Raw genomic sequence first — 24,842 nt, 5'->3', positions numbered from 1 at the left:
TGAAATTCGGTAATTCATTACAAATATTTCGTGTTAACTCACATGGATATGATTTGTATTAACAAAAAAAAGTTAAATTTGTTCGAATTTAAAAACCTAATCATTAAACTCAAAAACAACACGGGAATGAAAAAAATTTATCTCGGTGCATGTACTGTATGCACGGTTCTGGGTATGTCTGCTCAGGAAGTACTCTGGCAGAAAGACATCCAATCCACTACCCAAGATTTTCTAAGTCAGGTGACTACGACCATTGATCAGCAGTATCTTATTACAGGAAGCTCTATACAGAGCGACAAACTCCAACAAGGCAATAAACAGAACAACGGCTATGATTTCCATTTGATAAAATTGAATCAACAGGGTGAAGAAACTTGGGAAAAGTATTTTTCAGGACAAAATCATGACTATTTATCTGCAACGGTAAGTACTCAGGATGGCGGATTCCTTTTAGCCGGAACTTCGTATTCAGGAAAAGGACTCGATAAGAAAGGCGATTCCAAAGGCGGTTCCGATATCTGGCTCATCAGAATCAATGAATTCGGTGATGAATTATGGCAGAAAACATTGGGAACTTCTTCTGATGAGGAAGCCAAATCTGTTATTCAAACGACAGACTTGGGCTTTTTCGTAGCCGGCAATGTTCAAAACTCATCAAAGGGCTATGGTTCAAAAGATGTTTGGATAACCAGACTCGACAAAGACGGTAAAGAACTCTCCCAATTGATATTAGGTGGAAAAGGTTTAGACGAAGTGGAAAAAATGATTCCCACCAAAGACGGCGGAGCATTATTGGGTATTTATTCAAGAAGTTCCGAGGTTAAGGATTCTGGGATAAGAAATACTGAAGTAAAATCTTCCGATGAAAGATTAGTGAGTTCAACAGCCATAAGCCAGATGCCAAAAGCCAGCAGCAACTTCGGTGAAGGGGATTACTGGATTGTCAAACTGGATAAAAATGGAAAAGTAGAGTGGGAAAAGAACTTTGGAGGTAAGGGAGACGACCATGTGAGAACCTTGGCCTTAACATCAAGCGGTTATGTTATTGGCGGTGAATCAAGATCCGAACGATCAGGAAACAAAACAGTAGGCACCCAAGAAGGAACAGACCTTTGGTTGATTGCCCTTAATGAAAGAGGCGAGGAGCAGTGGCAAAAGTCCTACAATTTCAAAAATCGTGATATTCTGATGGGAATGAGTGTGATCCAGAGTCAAGAGACAAGAGCCAAGAATCAAGACATCACTAAAGGAATCTTATTAGGCGGCTATACCCAGGCCGAGGGAAGAATAGAAAAAGATGATGAGACCTTCTGGATGCTGTACCTGGATGGAAATGGAAATGAACAGTGGAGAAAACATATAACAGGAGAATCCCGACAAAAAGAGGAAAGACTTTCAGATTTAAAGCTGAATAGAGATGGTTCTATTGTGCTAGCGGGAACCAGTGCTAAAGAATTGGGGAAAGAAAACTGGAAAATCGTGAAGCTTGGCGACAAGCAGGTAAGTGATCTGATTGCCAAATATGAAATGAAGATCTACCCGAACCCGGTGTCCGATTATGCCTATGTAGAAATCGGCTTTGATTTTAAAGAAGCTGATATTATGCTGTATGATATGAGTGGAAGACAGCTTCAGAATTTCAAAACCAAGAACAGAGTGACTAAGATCAATACCCAGGCTTTGATACAAGGCGCTTATCTGGTAACTATAAAAACTGATAATAATAAAACAGCGAATGCAAAGCTGATTAAAAAGTAAAAAAACATTAATCATGAAAAAAATAATACTATTATTATTACTAATTGGAACGCTTGGTAAAGCGCAGCTTATTGGTGACGAACAAACCAAACAGGTTGTCCCTTTACCAGCCAGCGCAGAGTCTTACAGTCTTTCCAAAGTGGAGGCTATACCTATGGATTACTTCAGAGGAAAAGCCAATATTAATATCCCAATTTATACAATAAACGTTAACGGAATTAGCATTCCTATTTCTCTTGCGTATAATACAGGAGGAATCAAATTAAACGAGGTAGCGACTACGGTAGGGTTAGGCTGGTCGTTGAGTATTCCTGGAACGATTTCTCATAATGTAGTAGGTCTCGATGATCTGGATGTTCCGTTTTTCAAGAAAAATATAGCCGAATATGGAGCGTATAGTGGAACTATTACAGAGTCATATATGAACAATCAGATACGGGCTGATCTTGAAAGTATATACGGTGGTACTTACGATACCCAAAAAGATATTTTTGATTACAACCTGCCTACTGCATCAGGTTCTTTTCTGTTGAAAGAGAATAATCAGACTTTTTTAATTCCCAATGATGATGTTGTGATCACAAGAAATGATGGTAAATTTTATATAAAAGATACGCAGGGTATTGAATACTGGATGTCTCCAAGAAATTTGGTTATGCCTGAAGGTATGGGAGGTCCTACAGTGGCACATAAGACATTATACAATCTTGATGAACTTAAAGTTAATAGCAAATCTATTCTGTTTTCTTATAATAAGAATAATAGTTATACGGAAAGAAATATCAACCAGGTTGCTAATTTTAAAATATCATCCAAACCAGGTGGAAATTTTCAGGATCTGACTCGTCTTCCCAGATATGAAAAAACAGAAGCCTCTACTTCTTTTTCAGAATCTCTGATCAGTAAAATAAGTTTTGATAATGGGGAAATTAACTTTTTGTATTCCAATGATACTAATGCTGCATTTTCAGATGGTTCCTCATACAGAAAGGATCTGAGCGGCGGTTTGGGAGTTGCACTTCGTAGAATTATAGTAACCAATAAAGCTGGGGTTATTGTAAAAGATATTAGTCTTAATTATAGTTATTTTGAAACGGATAATGCGAATAAAACGTATGAAGATTACAGGCTTAAACTTCTGGGTGTTCGTGATAATTTGCAAAACACGGAATATTCATTTGAGTACAATGAGAAGTATAAGCTTCCTAAACGCAGCAGTAGTAATGATGATTACTGGGGATACATCAACAGCATCTATAATGGAGAAGTACCCAATATCCCCAATAAAGTTTACGATTATGATGTTCCTTTAGCAGAAATGGGCGCTATTTCTACAAGAAACAGAGAATCTAATGAAGAGTATGCTGTTTTAGGGACGCTGACATCTATAAAATACCCTACAGGAGCCAAGAAAAATTTTTATTATGAACTTCCTTACAACACAGTAAAGGAATCTATAGGAGATGCCGATGGATATTTAGGTATAGGGGAACTTAAAACAAGACGTGAAGAAGATGGGTTTGATGACACCAAAACATTCCCTGTTACATCGGCACATATACAGCAAATAATAAACCTTGGAATTAATGCCACTCCCAGAAAACTTCAAATAGATTTTTGGAACTCTTGTGAGAATGCAAAAAATCCTCCGGGGAGTCCGGAGACGATAGCAGAAACTGCCTGTTGGGGGTTTGCACAAACTGGAAGTAAAACTTTTTCCCAATATAGACCAGGCACTATTGACTGGGAAATCCCTGTTGGGCAGGATCTGATGTTGAATCTGTTTAAAATAGGAAAGTGTAATTGCAGTATTTATGGGAAGATTAGATATTCTTATCCTATTTATACAGATAAAACGAAAAAATATGGATCCCCTCGCATTCGTAAAATAGAAGATATTGATGCGAATAATGTTTCAAACGTTTATGAGTATGCCTACGGAAAATATAGCAATGGAGTTTTTATTCCTGATTTTCAGTTGAAACAAAAATATAATTTTTCATCTTTTATTAAAAGACAAATCAAAGAATATTCTGGAGGCACAGAGATTGGATATGCTTTTGAAAAATATTACCGTCTTCACAATTCCAGTCAGGGGAACACCAGCTATGGAAGTTCGGATGTCATTAATTATCCTTCTGTAGTAGAAATTACAGATAAAGGAAAAATTATAAGAGAATATGAAATTTCCAGCAGTTCAAATTATGTATACAATAAATGGAAAGGCGGGAGGTTAAAGAGAGAAATTTATCTGAATAAAGCCAACGATACCTTAAAAGTAATCAAAAACACATATCAGCTAAATACCTTAAAAAACAGTTTGTCAGAATTTACCACCAATGTTCCTAAAATAGCTGCCTTTTCTACAGATTTCGATATTGCAAAAGGAACAGCCATTGTGATGGATGTTCCAGTGGAGATCTATGCTGTGGAACAAAAAATGTACATGATTGAATCTGCAAAAATAGAACATGTGGAAACCACAACAAAGGAGTTTTTTGGAAATAAATCTATTCTAACAAAGACATTAAATGCCTATTGGGATACTGATGTTAACAAACCTTTCAATGTGAAAAGTACTGAAAATATTTTACCATCCGGGGAGAATATAAAAACAGAATATCAATATGCTCACCAAGCCGGAAATCAGCTGTTAATTGATAGAAATATGATTGCTATTCCCTTAGAAACAGCGACCACCAAAACCGCTAATGGAGTTAGCAATATAGTATCAAAAAGCAAAACAATTTTCCCTACGAGCCTTCCAATTTCTCAAACAGGATTTTTGGTACTCCCAACCTCAGTATTGTCTTATGATCTCCAAAATCCTAATCAGGGATCAACAGAATTGAGTTATGATAAGTATGATTCCAAAGGGAATATTGTGCAGTATACTAACAGAGCGGGAGTGTCAACAGTCATTATCTGGGGGTACAACCAAACTCAGCCTATTGCCAAGATTGAAAATGCAAAACTGGAAGGAATTGGGCAACCTTTTATAGATAGTATAGTGAATGCTTCTAATCTGGATGCCGCTGCTGAAAGAAATAATGATGAAACCAATCTGCACAATGCCTTTAAGGACTTTAGGAATAATTTATCCGGTTACCAGATCACAACCTACAGTTATGATCCATTAATAGGAGTAAGAAGTATTACCCCTCCCTCCGGAATCCGTGAAGTTTACCTTTATGATGCTGCCGGCAGGCTTAAAGAAGTCAGAGAACATAATAATACCGGAAAACTATTAAAAGAATTCAATTACCATTACAAAAACTAAGAAGATGAAAAAACTTATAATTCCCATAGGCATGCTGTTGATAAGCTATTCAGTTCATGCCCAGCTTACCCCGGGAGAAAACTATATCCAATCCAGGACCTATCTTGATTATAATGGAACGGCCCCTTCAAAAACCTCAGAAACCGTCCAGTATTTTGATGGTCTGGGAAGACCTAAACAGGTAGTGAATGTAAAAGCCTCTCCCTTGGGAAAGGACGTGGTTACTCACATTGAATATGACCAGTTCGGAAGACAGGTGAAAGACTATCTTCCTGTACCTCAATCAGGAACTTTGAATGGGGGGATTATTCCCAATCCTTTAGCCAATGCCAGCAGTTCTCTTTATGGCTCAGAAAAGATCTTTTCTGAGAAAATATTGGAAAACTCTCCTTTGAACAGGCTTCAGCAGCAGATCCAGGTGGGGAATGACTGGAGTACAAAGCCTGTGAAGTTTGGGTATGAAACCAATATAGGCAATGAAGTGTACCAGCATATTACCACCACCACCTGGGAAAACGGGGCCACTAAAAGTGGGATAAGTTTATCTCCGGCAGTTTTATATGCACCTGGTACCTTGTATAAAAATACAGTGACAGATGAAGATGGAAACCCAACGGTGGAGTTCAAAAATGGGAAAGGGCAAACCTTGCTGGTAAGAAAGCTGATGGGCTCCGCCGAGCAGGCAGATACTTACTATGTGTATAACGAATACGATCAGCTGGCCTTTGTAATTCCTCCCAATGCGGTTCAAAAACCTATTAGTGAAGCTCTGCTCAATGATCTCTGCTATCAGTACCGTTATGACGGAAGAGGAAGACTGGTAGAAAAGAAACTTCCCGGAAAGGGCTGGGAGTATATGGTGTATGATAAACAGGATAGGCTAGTTCTTAGTCAGGATGCCAATTTAAGGTCTCAAGATAAATGGCTGTTTACAAAATATGACCAGTTTTCAAGACCAATTTATACGGGAATATTAGACAGCCAGCCAGGCAGAATTCAACAGGTGGCTGCAATAGAAGGACATGGTTCCAATAACGAAGTCAGATCTGTTAACAGTTGGAGTAATAGTGGAATGGATGTCTTTTATACAAGTAATCAAGCTTATCCTGCAACTAACTTTAAGCTTTTAAGTGTCAATTATTATGATTCTTATCCTGCTTATGGTTTTAATCCAACTTTCCCCATTACCATTCAGGGAGAATCTACTTTAAAAGAAACAGTCTCCTCCGAAGGAAAAAGCACCAAGGGACTTCCTGTGATGAGTTTTGTTAAGAATGTTGAAGATGACAACTGGACCAAGAATTATACGTATTATGACACCAAAGGACGAGTGATAGGAACCCATTCCATTAATCATTTGGGAGGCTATACTAAAACAGAATCCAAGCTGGATTTTGCAGGAGTAGCTCAAACGGTGATCACCAAACATAAGAGACTGGAAACAGACCCAGAAAGAGTGATTACAGAAACCTTTGACTATGACCACCAGAACAGACTTTTGGTACATAAGCATCAGGTAGATGCTAATCCTGTGGAAATCCTTACCCAGAATACGTATAATGAACTTTCGCAGCTGGAATCTAAAAAAGTGGGTGGCATTGCTACAGGATCCGCGCTTCAGCAGATAGATTATAAGTACAATATCCGTGGTTGGATGACTAAGATCAATGATCCTTTGAATCTAAATGGAAAATTGTTTGGCTATGAAATAAAATATCAGGATCCATCTATTCCTACAACTTCCACGGCTCAATATGGAGGGAATATTGCAGAAGCCCATTGGAAAACACCAGATGATGACACCTATAAAGTATATCATTATGTGTATGATAAGTTAAACCGACTAAATCAGGCAATTTATAGAGAGCCGTATACAACAGCACCTGATAAATCCTTCTTTAATGAAGAGATCAATTATGATCTGAATGGCAATATTACCCGTCTTTGGAGAACAGGTAAAAGTAGTTCGAATATGGCTTTACTTGTAGACAACCTTACCTATATCTATCAAGGGAATAGGCTACAGACTGTAACAGATGCTACGCAGAATGAAGCAGGTTATGAAGGAGGAGGTAATTTGATGGAGTATGATGTAAATGGGAATATGATTACGATGAAAGATAAAAACATCAATTCCATTGTCTATAATTATCTTAATTTGCCTAATCAGATTTCAATAAGTCAAAAAGTTATGGGGCGTATTTTTAATACTGCTATAAACCATCTGTATCGTGCAGATGGAACAAAGCTTAGAAAAATTAATTATAATGCAATGCAGGGAGACATAGGAAACACCACTACGACCGATTATCTAGATGGGTTTCAGTATACCTACTATGATAATGGATCAATAGGAGGACCTTTATCACTAGATAAAACAAGTTTTGCTTATGAGGAACAAGCTTATGGTAAGAGTATGGGGCCTATATTTCCTTCTAAACCGAAGTGGCGATTAGACTTTGTGCCTACAACAGAAGGTTTTTACAGTTTCACAGAAAACCGTTATATTTACCAATATAAAGATCATTTAGGCAATGCAAGGGTAAGTTTTGCAAAAAACAGCGCAGGCGTTCTGGAAATAACAGATATAAACAACTATTACCCTTTTGGATTAAACCATGTAGGCGGAAATAAGGGTCTAATAGGTGGATATTTGAATTATAAGTACAATGGTAAGGAGTTGCAAGAAACGGGTATGTATGATTATGGCGCTAGGATGTATATGCCCGATATCGGTAGATGGGGTGTGATTGATCCGCTGGCTGAAACTTCAAGGAGATGGTCGCCTTATACATATGCTTTTAACAATCCTATGAGATTTATTGATCCGGATGGAAGACAAGCAACGGATATATACAAAATGGATAAAAGTGGCAATCTTACATGGATGGCTGAATCTAAAACGGATGTGATTTATACTGAAAAGAATTTTGATAGTAGTGGAAATCTAAAGACTGAAAATGATGGTGGATTTGAAGTTGGTGAAAAAGGCTTTATCAAAGAGAATACTCATCAATATTCAACAACTGGAGAGACATATTTGGACTTTAAAGGAGATGAAACAAAAGGTATGGATTATCTTAATCAAGTAGGAGATTGGATGAAATCGGGAGAAGTAAATGTAGAATTTGGAATACAGACAGCTGAAGTAAATGGTAAAGATAATACTGTTGTATATACATCTAATCAGGAAACGTTTACAAGTCCCGTTTATGATGGAAGTAATGTTAAATTACAAGGACATTTGCATCCTGGGACATGGAATCCCGAACAAATTTCAGGCCCATTAAATCCTAGTGGGTTTCGAATGTCAAAATTTCCACTAAAAGAAAATGGCTTTACCTCTAAGATAATGAGTAAAACTAATCGTGGAGATAGAGTGTCTGCAGAAACTATGCCTAATGCAGTGAATTTTATTTACGCTCCGGCACACAATACAACCATTATATATAATAGCTCTCAAATAATTAAAGCTTATGAAGGAAAATTTAAAAAAAATTAAAATAGTTCTCTTATTATGCATTCTTTTATTGAATTTTGGTTGCTCTGCTCAGACTCACCAAAAGAAGGATTTTTATAATTACATAGAAAAAATAATTGCTGAAAAGGAGTTTGCTTTTTTTGAAATAAGCTTAATTAAAAAATGTAACAATCAATATCTGTTCGGCTTTGCAAAAATGAATTATAATGATAATCTCTCTAACAGGATTAAGACTTATAACTATAAAGGCTCTTTAATAATCTTTGACTTGGGTGAAGAAAAAGATAAGCAGATTATTAATTTTTTCGATTCTTTTTTTGAGAAGACAAATCAAGATATATCTAATTTAAAGAAAGGCAGACAATCAACAATTGATGAAAGAGCACTCTATTTCGTAGATAAAAAATTCATTCCAGATTTTAATAGAACTCAGATTTTTGTGGAGAGCGACTGTGATAAAAGTGAATAGGATATTTTTTAATCCTCCTGCTAACATACGATTATCGTGTGGTAGATAAAATAAATCCTCGCATTTTGCTAGGGTTTTGTGTTTTATGTTGTTCTGTTTTTCTGTTTTGTAAATGAAAACAGAACAATAGAAATAAATCTTTGGGATAATGTTTAGGTATAGGATAAAAGGACTGAATTTTTTATATTTGTGGTAATGAATAAACCCCCGCTGGTGCGATTATTTTGCTCGCGCTAGATTAAATATAAACAGGTTGCTTTTTCAAAGCAGCCTGTTCTTATAAATCCCAAGCTGGATTTTGCAGGAGTAGCTCAAACAGTGATCACCAAACATAAGAGGTTGGAACCGATACAGAAAGAGTCATCACCCAAACCTTTGACTATGACCACCAGAACAGACTTTTGGTTCACAAACATCAGGTAGATGCTAATCCTGTGGAAATCCTTACCCAGAATACGTATAATGAACTTTCGCAGCTGGAATCTAAAAAAGTGGGGGGAATTGCTGCAGGATCTGCGCTTCAGCAGATGGATTATAAGTACAATATCCGTGGTTGGATGACTAAGATCAATGATCCTTCGAATCTAAATGGAAGATTGTTTGGCTATGAAATAAAATATCATAATCCTGTATCTTCAGCAAAATCACCCGGGAAGTTTAACGGAAATATTGCAGAGATCGACTGGAAGAATTCTTCAGAAGACATTCTGAAAAGATACAACTATGAATATGATCCTCTGAACCGTTTAAAAAATGGCTTTTACTCAGAACCTAATGCCACTAATCCTGGCAATGGTAATTTTGATGAATATCTTACTTATGACCTGAATGGAAACATTAATACCCTGCAACGAAAAGCCACCCCAATATCAGGTCAAACTCCTGCATTGGTAGATAACCTTGAATATAAATACACCGGAAACCGCCTGAATCAGGTGATAGAATCTGCAATGAATGATACCGGGTATGAAGGCGGAAATAATATAATAGATTATGATGTGAACGGAAATATGATTAATATGAAAGATAAAGGGATGAATACTATTGATTATAATCACCTTAACCTTCCCAATGCTTTCACAATTAGTAATGCAAATCCTATAATTGGGCAACCATTTAATGCTAACTTGATGTATTTATACCGTGCAGATGGAACCAAACTAAGAAAAACGTATTCAACGCGGCCTCCGAGAGGATCGGCTAGAACCAGTATGACCGATTATCTGGATGGCTTCCAATACTCATACCGGGAGGGTGGAGGACTCTGTCTGACCTGTCGTACCGAATCTGCTTTTGAAGAACAGGCTTACGGAAATCTCGGAAAAACTTTTCCTAATATAGGAGATCCGCCAGCATGGAAACTGGATTTTGTACCCACTTCAGAAGGTTTTTACAGTTTCACAGAAAACCGTTATATTTACCAATATAAAGATCACTTAGGCAATACCCGGGTAAGTTTTGCCAAAGACAGCGCAGGTGTTCTGGAAGTTACCGATACGAATAACTATTATCCTTTTGGTCTCAACCATATCTCAGGAATGTTTGGAACTTCTAATTTTGGAGGATTATATAGTTACAAGTACAATGGTAAGGAGCTGCAAGAGACGGGAATGTACGATTATGGAGCAAGAATGTATATGCCGGATCTAGGAAGATGGGGCGTTGTGGATCCATTGGCAGAGAAGATGACACGTCATAGTCCTTATAATTATGCTTTTAACAATCCTTTAAGATTTATTGATCCCGACGGTAGGCAGGGAAAAGATATAATAATAGTAGGATCAAATGTAAATTTTTCACAGGCAAAGAAAATACTTTTACAAACTAGTGCAGGTAAACAATTATGGAATAAATACAGTAAATCTAAGACAACAGATATTTATATTGGTTTTGGTTCAATTCCGACAAAAGAAGGAGCAGCAGGTAGAACCTCGTATGGTATTGAAAAAACTACTGTGGTGAAAGATGGTAAAATAAATATAGATCCAAAATCGGAAATATCTGAATTTAAGCCTTTTAATAATGTAGATGTAAGTAAAAGCAAAGGAAAAAATATTGCAATGATCTTATTGAATACCAATCCTGACAATGGATATTTTTCATCTACTGAAAAGGCTGAAAAATATCATTCTGAAAGATCGGGAGGAAAGGACAAAAATGACTACGATAATGCTGAGACAATTTATCATGAAATTAAAGCCCATGTGGATTTAGTTGGAAGTAAAGATCAACATGAAGCATATGGTTCTAAAACGGCAGGTTTAATGAGAGATGATATATCTCCCAAAGCAGGAAGTCCTGCTGAAACAATAATGAAACAACTTAAAACAGTTTATGAAAGTAATACTAAACCAAAAGATGAGAATGCTATTGAGTAAAATATTTATTATGTTATTTATAATAAATTATGCTTTTTTGTTTGGACAAAAAAATCAAGTTAGAATTAAGTATTCAGTTATAAAAGATTCATATTATCCAAATCAAAAAGATACTATAACGTATTACTACATTTTGAATACTAAAAATAAAATTAGAATTAAAAAACATATGCTATCGCAGTTTACGTTTGACCAAGATAGCTTGGCTATAAGCGGCTATATATCTGAGGTAAAAAGTAGAATTCTCTACTTTTCGTATGATAAAAAAGATGTACAGAAAATTGATTTACATCGTAAAAATACTAATATTAAATATTGGGGAAAATTTGGAAGCGATATTAATTTAATTCCAATTAATAATAAGACCTATAGTGTTATACAAAATAATATTATTCCTTCTCATAAACTTTATGTCTTTAAAATCATCTATTTAAAAGGATATTTATTTCCTAATAAAATTATATTCAGAGAAAAAGGATCACAAAAAGATTATATATCAGAAGGAATTCCTTTTTAACTATTTCTCGTTTGATATGAGTTATAAAAAAAGACCCTTGCAAATTGCGAGGGTCTTGCCTTACAAAAATGATCAGTATATTTACCAGTACCAAGATCATTTAGGAAATGTAAGGGTAAGTTTCGCAAGAAACAGCGCAGGTGCTCTTGAAGTTACCGATACGAATAACTATTATCCTTTTGGCCTCAACCATATCTCAGGAATGTTTGGAACTTCTAATTTTGGAGGGTTATATAGTTACAAGTACAACGGCAAGGAGCTGCAGGAGACTGGTATGTATGATTATGGAGCGAGAATGTATATGCCGGATTTAGGTAGATGGGGAGTTGTGGATCCATTGGCAGAGAAGATGACTCGCCACAGTCCATATAGCTATAGCTATGCGTTTGATAATCCATTACGATTTATTGATCCTGATGGACGTGCACCAATACCACCTGATATTATCACAAAAGTATTATCAAAAAATACCAAGACATATTCTTCTGGAACACAATATGTATCAAGAGATGTATCCATGACGATGACTTTATTAATATATAATCCTGAAGGCTTGAATCTATCGAAAGCAGGATTTGGATCACAAGGGGTTATAGGGTGGAATGAATTCAACGGGCAAGCAAACAGATCGTTAGCAAATGGTAAAATACAGCAAGATGATAATATTAAAAATTTATCAATTGCATATAAAGTAATTACCGATGCAAATGAAATCAAAGGAACAGCAAATGTTATGACAATTACATCAAAAGATGTTTATAGTAGTAAAGACGGAACTAGTGCAAATGGTTTAACAGAAGGAATTGGAGGACAAATTGGAATTGTTAATTATCAAGGGGGTGATTTTAAACATACTATATTTCATGAATTAGGTCATATGCTAGGACTAGGTGAAGGATACAAACAGGCTGTAACTCTATATCTTAATGAAAATTCAAATACTATTATGGATAATAATGGGCGTTTCAATGTAACTACACAACAAAGAGCAGAAGCTGCCTGGGTCCCTTTAAATGTAAAGCAGGGAGATGTATACAAAGCTTCTACACCTGGAAATAATCCAAATTTTAGAAGGTCATCGGAATTAAAAAAAGCAGTTGAAAACTTTAATGAAATAAACACTCGATAAAGGGATGAAAAATATATTTATAATATTGACTTTAATAACTACAGTTTATTCTTGTCAACAAGATAAGAAAGGATATAAGCTTAAAAAAAGTAGCATTAAAAATGTCAGTTTTGAAATGCCTGTAGGTTTTTTATTAAAAAAAACGAATAGTGAAGATGCTGAAATTTATGATATCCTTTCTAATAAAAAATCGATTGGGACTGTCTATTTAGGTTCTTATTATAAGCCTTTTGTTGAAGATTATTCAATTACTGAAGAAAAAGAAGTTTACAGAAGAGTTGGATCAAAAGGAGCAAGGATTTATTATACACCTAACTTAGATATAGATTATAAAAACGGTGTATTTAATGATAATTACTATTACTATGATACTATTAATAGGAATATTGCTCAAGTCATGCTTCCTAAGAAACCTAATAAAGGACTAGTTGGTATTTATTTTGATAGCGTAGATATTCACAAAAATAAGTTTGCTATAATAAGCAATAATTTAAGTGATGAAAATAAAAAAATATTTTTAGAAATTTTTAAGACAATAAAAATAACCAAAGCTACTCAATGAGTGGCCCCGCTGGCGCGAGCGTCTCGCTCGTGTCGGTAGATAAAAACAAACCCACCGTTTTTTGCGGTGGGTTTTGTATTACAAAAATGGCTTTAAAAGTCTATTATCAGAATTTTATAATTGTCTTTAAAGTTCCTCCCCCGCTGATGCGAGGATCTCGCTCGTTCCTCTGTAGATAAGAAAAACCTCACATATCTGAGATTTTCTGTGTTATATTATTGCATTTTTTTACAAAATCTTTATTTTTTCTGATTAATAAAAATATCCCGTTCCCGCACGAATCCTTTCGTGTGGCATTTTTATTAAGAATTATCTATATTTACCAGTATAAAGATCACTTAGGAAATACCAGAGTGAGTTTTGGGAAAGACAGCGCAGGTGTTCTGGAAATTACCGATACTAACAACTATTATCCTTTTGGACTCAACCATATCTCAGGAATGTTTGGAACTTCTAATTTTGGAGGATTATATAGTTACAAGTACAATGGAAAGGAGTTGCAAGAGACGGGTATGTATGATTATGGCGCTAGGATGTATATGCCTGATCTGGGAAGATGGGGCGTTATAGACCCATTGGGAGAGAAAATGACGAGACATAGTCCTTATAATTATGCTTTTAACAATCCAATCAGATTCATTGATCCAGATGGAAGACAAAATAAAGATGTAATTATTACTGGAGGTGCAGCAGATGCTGCGTTAAAAGAATTGCAAAAATCGGTTTCTTCTGAACTTACTTTAAGTAAAGATAGTAATGGTAAAGTTTCCTATAAACAAAATAATCTCAGTAAAAAACTATCTGGAGATGCTCAGCAATTAGCTAATGCAATTGATGATCATTCCGTTATTGTCAATGCCAAAGCAGAGAATACAAAAGTTACATCAACAGGGAATTTATATGTTGGAGGTGCTTTTATGGGAACAAAAACTAGTCTTTTATTAAATAAAGAAGGCACATCTTTTAGTAAAATAGTAAATACATATCAAGAATTGAACCCAACTGTTTTAAGTACTGCTGATGATTCAATGGGAACTAATGGATCATTAACTTTACATGAATTTACTGAATCTTATCAAGCAGGATTAAAAACAAAAAATACCGGTATAGATGCTTCACCTCCATCTGGAAGGCCTGATTTCAATGGTCCTTTGCCTGATCTCAAAAAAAATAGCCAATATTGGGATGCGCATATGTCTGCGACTCCTCAAAATCTAAAAATTAACGAAATGTTTATGATGCTATGGGTAATAAAATAAGTACATATACAGGAGCTGCCAGAGTTGATTATACATTGCCAAGTGGAACAGTAATAATGACATACCCATAAATAAAACTTATAATGAAAAAAGCTATAATACTAATTATTTTTTTTACATTGATATCATGTAATAATTACAAACATTTTAAAAATGTTTTACCCACATATACTATTTATAAGATAGATTCTATTAATAATTATTATTTGATTTATGCAGAACGAAATAATTCTATTTTTAAAATAGTATCTAAAAAAGAGCATATAACAAAACACTATAAAAAAATAAAAATAGGAAATAATTATGATTTAAATTTAGATTCCAGAAGTTCTCAAACCCCTATCATAAATGGAGTAAAAATGTCTCCAGTTAATTTGATAGACAGTATGTGTTATAATTATGAAGAAAATACGCAAATATGTACAGACGCAAAAAATGGAATTTATGATTTATACACTACAGTAAATCTTAAAGGATTATATTATATAAAATAACCCTACGCTGCTACACGAATCTTTTCGTGTTGTGAAGTAATAATAACAACCATCCTTGCTACGTATTCTAAAACTTTTAGCGGATATTAAATAAAACCTCGTAAAATGCCAGGTTACTTATAATTATAAGTATCAAGGACAAGAGTTACAAGAGACAGGTTTTTACTCATTTAAGTGGAGAAATTATATGCCGGATGTAGGTCGTTTCTTTAATATAGATCCACTTTCTGAAAAATATGCTTATCAATCCCATTATAACTTTTCTGAAAATAGGGTTGTTGATGCAAGAGAATTAGAAGGTCTTGAAGCTGTAGATTTTAGAAAAAATGATAAGTATCAAAATCTTGTAGTTGTAGTTCAAGGCTGGTCAGGTAATACAAGAGCAGGTTATACACAAGCTCAAAATAGAGGTGATGGAACAGTTGATAAACAAGGGTTAGGCGCTTTACAGAGTCTATCTAATTCCAACACTAAAGTTGTAGTTTTTGACTCGTCTCGAAATGAGAATACAAAAAATGATATAAACTCAACAATTTCAAGTTTCAATGAAAATCATCCTGATGGTGTGGTAGCGGCTGTAGGACATAGTTTAGGTGGAGATAATCTTGTAGAGAAAGTAAATGAGAATAAGAATTTGAAAGTGGATTTAATGGTTACTTTAGATATAATGGATTTTATTTCCGATACAGAAATAAAATCTGAAAATGTATCAAAAGTCGTTAATTATCGTCAAACAAAAAACTTGTATGGTGGTGAGAAAGTGACAACTTCAGAAGATAATAAAACAACTAAAGTAATCAATGTTCTAGCTCCTAAATCAGATCATAGAAGCATAGATAATGATTTAAGTAAGAAAGTTACGGAAGTAGTAAAAAGAGAATTAATACCCAATCAATAATGAAAAAATTACCACAAATAATTTTGATTATTTCGTCAGTTTTTACTGTAATATTTTTATACCTTGATTTCGATTTTTTAGAGTTAGTTCCTTTAGTAATATTTTTACTGGCAATTAATTTTTATTTGATTTACACATACGATAGTATATTACTGAATTATATTTTAAATAGTTTATTAATTATTTTTCTAATAATTTGTTTCTCTTTTGGAGCAATACTAAGACAAGATTGGCATTTTATGGAATGAGCAGTATCAAATATATAAAAATCGCTGTTGTTCAAAGTCTTTTTACTTTGAACAAATAAAAGATGCCACTGCTATTTTTGCAGTGGTTTTTGTCTTTAATAAGAATTTTGATTTTTTTATATTTTCCAATATTAAAGATCACTTAACCAATAGAGTAAATTTCACCAATACAGCATTATCAACACCCATCAGTTTGTTCATTTCGTCCTGCCGTATTTTTTATTTTTCTTACCTCTATTCTAAAGCCCCCCGCTGGCGCGAGCGTCTCGCTCGTGTCGATAGATAAAAACAAACCCATCGTTTTTTTTGCGGTGGGTTTTGTATTACAAAAATGGCTTCAAGTCTCCGAATACTTTCTTCATGCTACCAAATCCTTTCGCATGTTGCACAAACTTTTTGTGTGGTAAAATAATAATAGCCATTATAATCTAAAACGAATAAGAACTTTTCAAAATTTCTCTTATATCATCACCACAAAAAATCATAAAACCAACATTTTCATCTCTCACTGAAAAATCGTATTTTTGTGCATCTAAAAAGTAAAAGAACGAATGAATTCCTACAAAAATCCATTGGAAGAGCGCTATTCCAGTGAAGAAATGTTGTTTAATTTCTCACACAATAACAAATTCCGTACCTGGAGAAAGCTTTGGATCGCTTTAGCAGAGATCGAAAAAGATTTAGGGCTTGAAATTACAGATGAGCAGATCGCTGAATTAAAAGCTAATGCTGAAAATATCGATTTCGATAAAGCAGCAGAATACGAAAAGAAATTCCGTCATGATGTAATGGCTCACGTTCACACTTATGGAGATGTGGCGCCTTCAGCAAAGGGAATTATTCACTTGGGAGCTACTTCAGCTTTTGTAGGAGACAATACAGATTTAATTCAAATCCGTGACGGACTTTTAATCTTAAAGAAAAAGTTGGTGAACGTAATGAAGAATTTAGCAGACTTTGCGATTCAGTACAAAGACCTTCCAACTTTAGGATTTACACACTTTCAACCGGCTCAGTTAACAACAGTAGGAAAAAGAGCAACCCTTTGGTTACAAAGTTTGGTTCTTGATATCGAAGAATTAGACTTCTTCTTAGAAACCCTTCGTTTCAGAGGAGTAAAAGGAACTACAGGAACTGCTGCAAGTTTCCTTGAACTGTTCAACGGAGATTATTCAAAAGTAAAACACTTAGATAAAGAGCTTTCAAAAAGATTCGGATTCGAAAAGGTTTTTGGAGTTTCCGGACAGACTTACGATAGAAAGATTGATGCGAAAGTAGTAGCTTTATTAGGAAACATCGCTCAGTCAGCTCATAAATTCACAAACGATTTACGTTTACTTCAGAACCTTAAGGAAATTGAAGAACCATTCGAGAAAAACCAGATCGGTTCATCGGCAATGGCGTACAAGCGTAATCCAATGAGAAGTGAAAGAATCGGAGCATTGGCAAAATATGTAATGTCTTTAACGACAAGTTCTGCAATGGTAGCTTCTACACAATGGTTTGAAAGAACATTGGATGACTCTGCAAACAAGAGATTAACCATTCCTCAGGCATTCCTTGCTGTTGATGCCATCTTATTGATCTGGAATAACATCATGAACGGAATCGTAGTATATCCAAACAGAATCAATAAACACATCGAAGAAGAACTTCCTTTCATGGCAACAGAATATATCATCATGGAAGAAGTGAAAGCTGGGGGTGACCGTCAGGAAATTCACGAAGTAATCAGAGTACACTCTATGGAAGCTTCCAAGAAAGTGAAGGAAGAAGGAAAAGAAAATGATTTGATCGAAAGAATCTTAAACGATGATTCTTTAAAGTTAGATAAATCGAAATTAAAAGAAGTTTTAGATCCTAAGAACTTTATCGGGTTCGCACCAATTCAGACAGAAGAATTCGTCAAGAATGAAGTGCAGCCGATTATAGATCAAAATAAAGACTTAATAGGATTAGAAGCTGATCTTAAAGTATAAAACAATATGCAGCCTTTTGGGCTGCATTTTTTATTTTAAACCCAACCATGAACAAAGTCCTTTTATTTATTACCTTAATTCCTGTACTGGCTTTCTCTCAGAAGAAAGACGTTTTGAGGTATTTTAAATCCAAAGATTCTTTGATTGGAGTCAAAAACCAGGCTGGAAAGATTATTATACCAGCAGAATTTAAAGATTATACCGGAATTAAAGAAGGCGAATTGGTAAAAGACGGGATAGAGAATGAAACGATTCTCTTTGCTGGTGGGAAAAGAGATGAAAAATATGAAAAAAATGCCTTCGGATATGTTTATGATAGAAAAGGTAATTTTTTATATAAGCCTTATTTATATGATAACGGAGCAGACTATTTTTCAGAAGGTGTCAGAAGATTTGTGAAAAATGGGAAAATAGGTTTTGCAGATAGAAACGGAAAAATAGCCATTCAACCTGAACATGATTTTGTCTCCTCTTTCAATTATGGATATGCATCCTTTTGTGATGGCTGTGATTGGGAAAAAACAGAAGACGAACATCGAAGTATTGTGGGTGGAACTTGGGGAGTAATGAACGTTAAAGGAGAAACAGTTCAGTCGGTTACTAAATATTCTGAAAAAGATGTTAATATTGATGGAAAATACTATCCATATTCATTTCAATACAATAAGAAGGAAGAGAAAATTATTCATTTTTTTGAAAAATACAATAAAATAATATCAGACGTTCATTATGTTAATGTATATAATGAGTTATCTGAAAAAGAAAAAAAGCTTCTTTTTGAAATTGTAGAAAGACCCCAAAAAAACTTTCCCTATTATCAAGTGAATACCTATGATTATCAAAAAATAAATTTAGGATCATTCGATGACTTGAAATTTTTCGTATCTGAAGATGGAAAAAGTGTTTATATCTTAAATTATGAAGATAAAATGATTTCTTTCGAGAAATGGTTGAAAAATGAAATACAACAAGCAGAACAATATCAGAAAGAGCACCCTAATAACCCAAACAAACTCAAAAGATAGCCAAAATTAAACTTAATGAGAAAAAATATATTGGTACTCATTTTTGCATTAACATTTGTGAAAAACCATGCACAAAGTGATAAAACAGTTTACTCAATCATAGATGCAGCGGCTCAAAAAGTTGCAGCAGAATCTAAAGCATATTCCGTTTCCGTTGGAGTTGTTAAAGACGGAAAAGTCTACACCAAGCACTTTGGTGAAATAGACAAAGAAAAAGGAAATAAAGCAAATAATGACACTTATTTCGCCATAGCCTCTGTCACTAAGCTTTTTACAGGGCAATTATTGGCTCAGGCAGTTCTGGAAGGAAAAATAAGCCTTGATGATGATGTACGTAAATATCTCAAAGGGTCTTACCCTAACTTAGAATATAATGGAGTTCCTATAAAAGTTCGTAACTTAATTTCTTACGAAACAGCACTTCCAAAAAATCTTCCTATTGATGATGAATTAAGGATAAACATGAACGATGAGACCGCTTTTCTTTACGAGAAGCTCAACAAAGGATATACGAAAGATGACTTTAAAAAAGATTTGGCCACTGTTACATTAAATACGGAACCAGGTAAAGAATATAAATACAGCAATTTAAGCCTTGAGTTGGCCGGTCTCATGCTGGAAAATATTTACGGGAAAAGCTATGAAACTCTTTTGAAAGAAAATATCTTCTCAAAAGCTGGAATGAACCATACCAAACTGGAACTTGGTAAAAATGAAGCTCAGGCCAATGGATATCATGAAAATTATCGTCTGATGCCCGTTTCACAAAGTCTTTTATGGGGCTCAGCTGGTTTGAAAACCGAATCTACAATGGGAGATATGGTGAAATTTTTAAAAGAAGAACTCAATCCGCAAGATAGAATAGTACAGGAGTCGCAAAGGAACATTAACAACAGCAAAGAAGGATGGTATGGATATTTTTGGGATAAATATTGGATTACAGAACATGGTAAAAGAGGATTTAAACATGGTGGATCCTATGGAATAAATACCTTGTTTACTGTATTTCCTGAGCTGAATATTGGAATCTGTATAATAGTGAACATCAATGGACCTGAAACATTTACCGCACTTTATAATGGAACGGATAGTTTGGTAGCTGATCTTATTTCAACCTCAGATAAAAAACAAGTATATGGATATTCCGTAAAGGGAGATAAAATCGTTTTTTCTTATACCCACCCGAAAAACCTGAACGGAAACCTTATCAATACTGTTACTGTAGCAGGAAGTTTCAATAATTGGGATCCTGAAAATAAAGGATATCAGATGATAAAAAAGGATAAAAACCTTTATGAATTGGAGGTTCCTGTATCCCATTTTGAAAAAGGAAAAACCTATTCTTTTAAATTGGTATTGAATAAAGAAGAATGGATAGGAGCCTCTAAAAATGCATCCAACAACGATGGTACCAAAGATCATAATCTGACATTGGTATTATAAGAAAAAGATTGAGGAAAAAGAAAGTAAAAAGAGTAAATTTGTACTCAATAATATAGAGCGGATGATAACGCTTAAAGTAGGATTAATACAGAAAGGATAGTAAGCCACAATCTGATATTGATTCTCTGAAACCCAGAAAAGTAAAAGAAAAATAAATCTAATATTAAAAATCTGACATCTAATGTCTAATAACAAAAGAATTTTCGTAGAAAAAAGAGGAATTTTCGATGTTGAAAGTCCAAAAATTTTTGATGAAGTAAAAGCAGTTGTTCCGGCAATTCAAAGTGTGAAAGTCTACAATGTGTATGATATTTTCAATTTGAATGACGGTGAGTTTGAAAAAGTATTGAACAATACTTTTGTAGACCCTGTTACTGATATTTTACATACAGAAAACCCTGCTAAAAGTATTCATTTCGGAATGGAGTTTCTGCCTGGTCAGTACGATCAGAGAGCAGACTCTGCACAACAATGTATTGCTTTATTGACAGAAAATGAAAAGTCAAAAGTAAGAAGTGGAAAGCTGATCGAATTTGTAGGAGTTTCAGAAGCTGATCTGGTTAAAATCAAGGAACTTTTGATTAATAAAGTAGAATCTCAGGAAAAAGACCTTTCTGTATTGGATATTCCTGCTGATGAAACACCATCAAAAGTTTTGATCCATGAAAACTTTATCAATTTCAATGACGCTGAACTGGAGAATTTCTATAACAATCACGGTTTTGCATTAGGCTTAGATGACCTGAAATTCATTCAGGAGTACTTTAAGACTGAAGCAAGAAATCCTACAGAAACAGAACTGAAAGTATTAGACACGTACTGGAGCGATCACTGTCGTCACACGACTTTCGAAACAGAATTGTCAGACATCCAATTTGAAGGAGCGTTCAAACAAACATTGGATACTATTTTCAATGACTATATCGAAAAAAGAAAATTCTTAGGCCGTGAGCTGAAGCCTATCTCCTTAATGGACTTAGCAACAGTTTGTGGTAAATATTTCCATAAAACAGGGAACCTTGATAATCTTGTGATTTCTGATGAGATCAATGCTTGTACCATCGAGATTGAAGCAGAATACGATGGTAAAAAAGAACCTTGGTATTTATTATTCAAAAACGAAACACACAACCACCCCACGGAAATTGAACCTTTCGGAGGAGCATCCACTTGCTTAGGTGGAGCGATCAGAGACCCTTTGTCAGGAAGATCTTTCGTATTTCAAGCAATGAGATTAACGGGAGCTGCAGACGTTTTAGAATCTGTAGACAAAACATTGCCTGGTAAATTACCACAAAAAACCATTACAAAACAGGCTGCGAACGGATATTCATCTTACGGTAATCAGATTGGTCTTGCAACCACTATGGTTTCTGAAATCTATGATGAAGGTTACAAAGCCAAAAGAATGGAAGTAGGTTTCGTTACCGGCGCTGTCCCTGTAGATTGGGTAAGACGTGAAAAACCTGCCAACGGTGATTCTATCATTATTTTAGGAGGAGCAACAGGTCGTGACGGAGTAGGAGGAGCAAGTGGAAGTTCAAAAGAACAAGATGAAACCTCTATTCATACCATGAGTTCTGAGGTTCAGAAAGGAAATGCAGTAGAAGAACGTAAGATCCAAAGACTATTCAGAAACCCTGAACTGACAAGATTGATCAAAAAATCAAACGATTTTGGTGCGGGAGGTGTTTCTGTAGCCATCGGTGAAATCGCAGATTCTTTAGAAGTAAATCTTGATGTATTACCATTGAAATACGAAGGGTTAAACGGAACAGAATTGGCTATTTCCGAATCTCAGGAAAGAATGGCCGTTGTGGTAGATCCGAAAGACAAAGAAAAGTTCATCAAATTCTGTGAAGCTGAAAATATTGTAGCGGTAGAAGTGGCAAAAGTAACAGATTCAGGAAGAATGCAGATGTTCTGGAAAGGAGACAAAATTGTTGACCTTTCAAGAGAATTCCTTGATACCAATGGATGTTCAAAATCTCAGGAGGTAAAAATCAACCACCTTGAAGAAGTAAAAACAGAAACTAAGGCGTTCAACGAAGAAAACTTTGTGAATACTTTAAAAGATAAAAATGTAGCGTCCCAAAAAGGATTATTGGAAATGTTCGACTCTTCAGTAGGAGGAACAACAGTTGCCATGCCTTTAGGTGGAAAATACCAACAAACCCTAATGGAAGGAAGTGTTCAGACACTCCCTATTTTAGGAGCAAAAGATATCAAAACCGTTTCCTTAGCGAGCTGGGGATTCGATGCTGAAATTTCTAAGCAAAATTCATTATTAGGAGCATCTTATGCCGTAATAGAAAGTGTTGCTAAGATTGTTGCGATGGGAGGTGATTATAAAAACATCCGGTTAAGCTTCCAGGAATATTTCGAAAAGTTAGGACAGTCTCCTGAAAAATGGGGTAAACCTTTAGCTTCACTTCTAGGAGCTTATGATGCACAGATCAACCTTGGATTGGCAGCAATTGGTGGTAAAGATTCCATGAGTGGAACCTATCAGGACCTGAATGTACCTCCAACATTGATTTCTTTCGCATGTGCAAACGGAGAAAAGCAAAACATCATTTCTCCTGAATTTAAAACAGCAGGAAACAAAGTATATTTATTCAATCATACTGCTCAGGAAAACGGTCTTCCAAATTATGATGCGTTGAAAAATGTTTATGAATTCATCTTCGAAAACATCAAATCAGGAAAAATCGTTTCCGTAAAAACAATAAAAGACGGAGGTGTAGCTGTAGCTTTGGCAAAAATGAGTTTCGGAAACAGATTGGGAGCGGAAATCAATGCTGATGAAAACACTTTATTAGCTAAAAATATCGGAAGCTTGATCATCGAAGCTAAAGAAGAACTAAGCAACATATCTCTTCAGCTAATTGGAGAAGTAAAAGATTCTGGGGTCTTAAAGATCAATGGTCTTGAATCCAGTATTTTAAATCTTGTGTCTGCTTACACTGGTACCTTCGAAAACCTTTTCCCAACAACAGAAAAAGAAAAGATTACGGTTGAAATTGATGAAAAATCAAACTCAATCAATCCAAGAAATATCATCATCAAAAAACATGGAATTGCACAACCTAAAGTATTTGCTCCGGTATTCCCAGGAACCAACTGTGAGTATGATACCTTAAACGCATTCCAGAAAGAGGGTGCTGTAGTAAGCAGCTTACCTTTAATCAATATTAGCCACCAATTGTTGGATGAAAGTATTGATGCTTGGGTAGAAGAGATCAGAACTTCTCAGATCCTGGCTTTTTCAGGAGGTTTCTCCGCAGGTGACGAGCCGGATGGTTCTGCAAAATTCATTGTAAACGTTTTAAAGAACGAAAAGATGAGAAATGCAGTTCACGAATTATTAGACAGAGACGGGATGATTATCGGGATCTGTAATGGTTTCCAGGCGTTGGTTAAATCAGGATTATTACCTTACGGAAGAATTAAAGATTTAGATGAAAACTCTCCGACATTGGCTCACAATGCGATCAGAAGACATATCTCTCAGATGGTAACCGTAAAAGTAGTAAACGATGAAAGTCCATGGTTAAAAGGAATGAAAGGACAAACCTTCACCATTCCGATTTCACACGGGGAAGGACGTTTCATGGCTTCAGAAGAAGAAATTAAGAAACTATATGAAAACGGACAAATTGCAACGCAGTACATTGATTTTGATGGAAACATAGCTCATGGAATGCCATTTAACCCTAACAATTCATTATTTGGTATTGAAGGTGTTACCAGCCCATGTGGAAAGATCTACGGAAGAATGGGACACCCGGAAAGATTTACGGAAGGCCTCATGAGAAATATACCAACCGCGAATTATCACAATATATTCAAAAACGGTGTAGAATACTTCAAATAAAAAATCAACCTCATAGAAATTCAATATCTATGAGGTTTTTTTTAA

14 protein-coding genes and 1 pseudogene are annotated in these 24,842 nt (G+C 35.1%); all 15 read left to right on the top strand.

Features of this window, described 5'->3' with window-relative positions; all coding sequences use genetic code 11:
- Positions 1–126: 126 nt before the first annotated feature.
- The 15 genes and pseudogenes from EL260_RS16870 to EL260_RS16800 all read left to right on the top strand — a co-directional run bounded on the left by EL260_RS16870 (position 127) and on the right by EL260_RS16800 (position 24,797).
- Complete coding sequence (locus tag EL260_RS16870; protein WP_123856477.1) at positions 127–1,758, top strand: T9SS type A sorting domain-containing protein; 1,632 nt, start codon at positions 127–129, stop codon at positions 1,756–1,758.
- Between the two features lie 13 nt (positions 1,759–1,771).
- Positions 1,772–5,038, top strand: coding sequence for a hypothetical protein (locus EL260_RS16865; RefSeq protein ID WP_123856475.1), 3,267 nt, complete (start codon positions 1,772–1,774; stop codon positions 5,036–5,038).
- Between the two features lie 4 nt (positions 5,039–5,042).
- A complete protein-coding gene (locus EL260_RS16860) occupies positions 5,043–8,540 on the top strand; it encodes a DUF6443 domain-containing protein (protein WP_228445496.1) in 3,498 nt (1,165 codons plus the stop codon).
- Positions 8,515–8,988, top strand: coding sequence for a hypothetical protein (locus EL260_RS16855; protein WP_123856473.1), 474 nt, complete (start codon positions 8,515–8,517; stop codon positions 8,986–8,988). Before EL260_RS16860 ends, EL260_RS16855 begins: the two co-directional genes overlap by 26 nt.
- Positions 8,989–9,389: 401 nt before the next feature.
- The gene (locus tag EL260_RS16850; protein ID WP_123856472.1) at positions 9,390–11,366 is read left to right on the top strand and encodes an RHS repeat domain-containing protein; all 1,977 of its coding nucleotides are present in this window, start codon (positions 9,390–9,392) and stop codon (positions 11,364–11,366) included.
- Positions 11,367–11,376: 10 nt separating this feature from the next.
- The gene (locus EL260_RS16845) at positions 11,377–11,883 is read left to right on the top strand and encodes a hypothetical protein (RefSeq protein ID WP_164466534.1); all 507 of its coding nucleotides are present in this window, start codon (positions 11,377–11,379) and stop codon (positions 11,881–11,883) included.
- Between the two features lie 16 nt (positions 11,884–11,899).
- Positions 11,900–13,012: an RHS repeat-associated core domain-containing protein gene (locus EL260_RS26225; RefSeq protein WP_123856468.1), complete on the top strand. Its 1,113-nt coding sequence runs from the start codon at positions 11,900–11,902 to the stop codon at positions 13,010–13,012.
- A 4-nt stretch (positions 13,013–13,016) separates the two neighbouring features.
- Positions 13,017–13,574 carry a hypothetical protein gene (locus EL260_RS16835; protein ID WP_123856466.1) on the top strand — a complete coding sequence of 186 codons (558 nt, stop codon included), beginning with the start codon at positions 13,017–13,019 and terminating at the stop codon, positions 13,572–13,574.
- 290 nt (positions 13,575–13,864) lie between these two features.
- A complete protein-coding gene (locus EL260_RS26220) occupies positions 13,865–14,833 on the top strand; it encodes an RHS repeat domain-containing protein (protein WP_394343525.1) in 969 nt (322 codons plus the stop codon).
- An 83-nt stretch (positions 14,834–14,916) separates the two neighbouring features.
- Positions 14,917–15,327 (top strand): hypothetical protein, encoded by a 411-nt coding sequence (locus EL260_RS16825; protein WP_123856462.1) that lies wholly within the window; start codon positions 14,917–14,919, stop codon positions 15,325–15,327.
- A 175-nt stretch (positions 15,328–15,502) separates the two neighbouring features.
- Positions 15,503–16,225 (top strand): annotated as a pseudogene (locus EL260_RS16820) (RHS repeat-associated core domain-containing protein); the annotation flags it as partial.
- Positions 16,226–17,024: 799 nt separating this feature from the next.
- A complete protein-coding gene (gene purB / locus EL260_RS16815) occupies positions 17,025–18,452 on the top strand; it encodes an adenylosuccinate lyase (protein ID WP_047096071.1) in 1,428 nt (475 codons plus the stop codon).
- 47 nt (positions 18,453–18,499) lie between these two features.
- Entirely contained in the window at positions 18,500–19,477 is a 978-nt protein-coding gene (locus EL260_RS16810; RefSeq protein WP_123856460.1) for a WG repeat-containing protein, read from the top strand.
- Positions 19,478–19,492: 15 nt separating this feature from the next.
- A complete protein-coding gene (locus EL260_RS16805; protein ID WP_123856458.1) occupies positions 19,493–20,920 on the top strand; it encodes a serine hydrolase in 1,428 nt (475 codons plus the stop codon).
- A gap of 181 nt (positions 20,921–21,101) precedes the next feature.
- Complete coding sequence (locus EL260_RS16800; protein ID WP_123856456.1) at positions 21,102–24,797, top strand: phosphoribosylformylglycinamidine synthase; 3,696 nt, start codon at positions 21,102–21,104, stop codon at positions 24,795–24,797.
- The last annotated feature ends 45 nt before the right edge of the window (positions 24,798–24,842 follow it).

It is taken from the genome of Chryseobacterium nakagawai, assembly GCF_900637665.1.
In the GTDB taxonomy this organism is placed as follows: domain Bacteria; phylum Bacteroidota; class Bacteroidia; order Flavobacteriales; family Weeksellaceae; genus Chryseobacterium; species Chryseobacterium nakagawai.
This window is presented reverse-complemented; position numbering and strand designations above follow the sequence as displayed.

Coding starts and splice junctions, on each gene's coding strand:
- EL260_RS16845 (WP_164466534.1), top strand. CDS start 11,377: ATGTTATTTATAATAAATTATGCTTTTTTGTTTGGACAAAAAAATCAA.
- purB (WP_047096071.1), top strand. CDS start 17,025: ATGAATTCCTACAAAAATCCATTGGAAGAGCGCTATTCCAGTGAAGAA.
- EL260_RS16825 (WP_123856462.1), top strand. CDS start 14,917: ATGAAAAAAGCTATAATACTAATTATTTTTTTTACATTGATATCATGT.
- EL260_RS16865 (WP_123856475.1), top strand. CDS start 1,772: ATGAAAAAAATAATACTATTATTATTACTAATTGGAACGCTTGGTAAA.
- EL260_RS16835 (WP_123856466.1), top strand. CDS start 13,017: ATGAAAAATATATTTATAATATTGACTTTAATAACTACAGTTTATTCT.
- EL260_RS16860 (WP_228445496.1), top strand. CDS start 5,043: ATGAAAAAACTTATAATTCCCATAGGCATGCTGTTGATAAGCTATTCA.
- EL260_RS16805 (WP_123856458.1), top strand. CDS start 19,493: ATGAGAAAAAATATATTGGTACTCATTTTTGCATTAACATTTGTGAAA.
- EL260_RS16810 (WP_123856460.1), top strand. CDS start 18,500: ATGAACAAAGTCCTTTTATTTATTACCTTAATTCCTGTACTGGCTTTC.
- EL260_RS26225 (WP_123856468.1), top strand. CDS start 11,900: ATGAGTTATAAAAAAAGACCCTTGCAAATTGCGAGGGTCTTGCCTTAC.
- EL260_RS16855 (WP_123856473.1), top strand. CDS start 8,515: ATGAAGGAAAATTTAAAAAAAATTAAAATAGTTCTCTTATTATGCATT.
- EL260_RS16870 (WP_123856477.1), top strand. CDS start 127: ATGAAAAAAATTTATCTCGGTGCATGTACTGTATGCACGGTTCTGGGT.
- EL260_RS16800 (WP_123856456.1), top strand. CDS start 21,102: ATGTCTAATAACAAAAGAATTTTCGTAGAAAAAAGAGGAATTTTCGAT.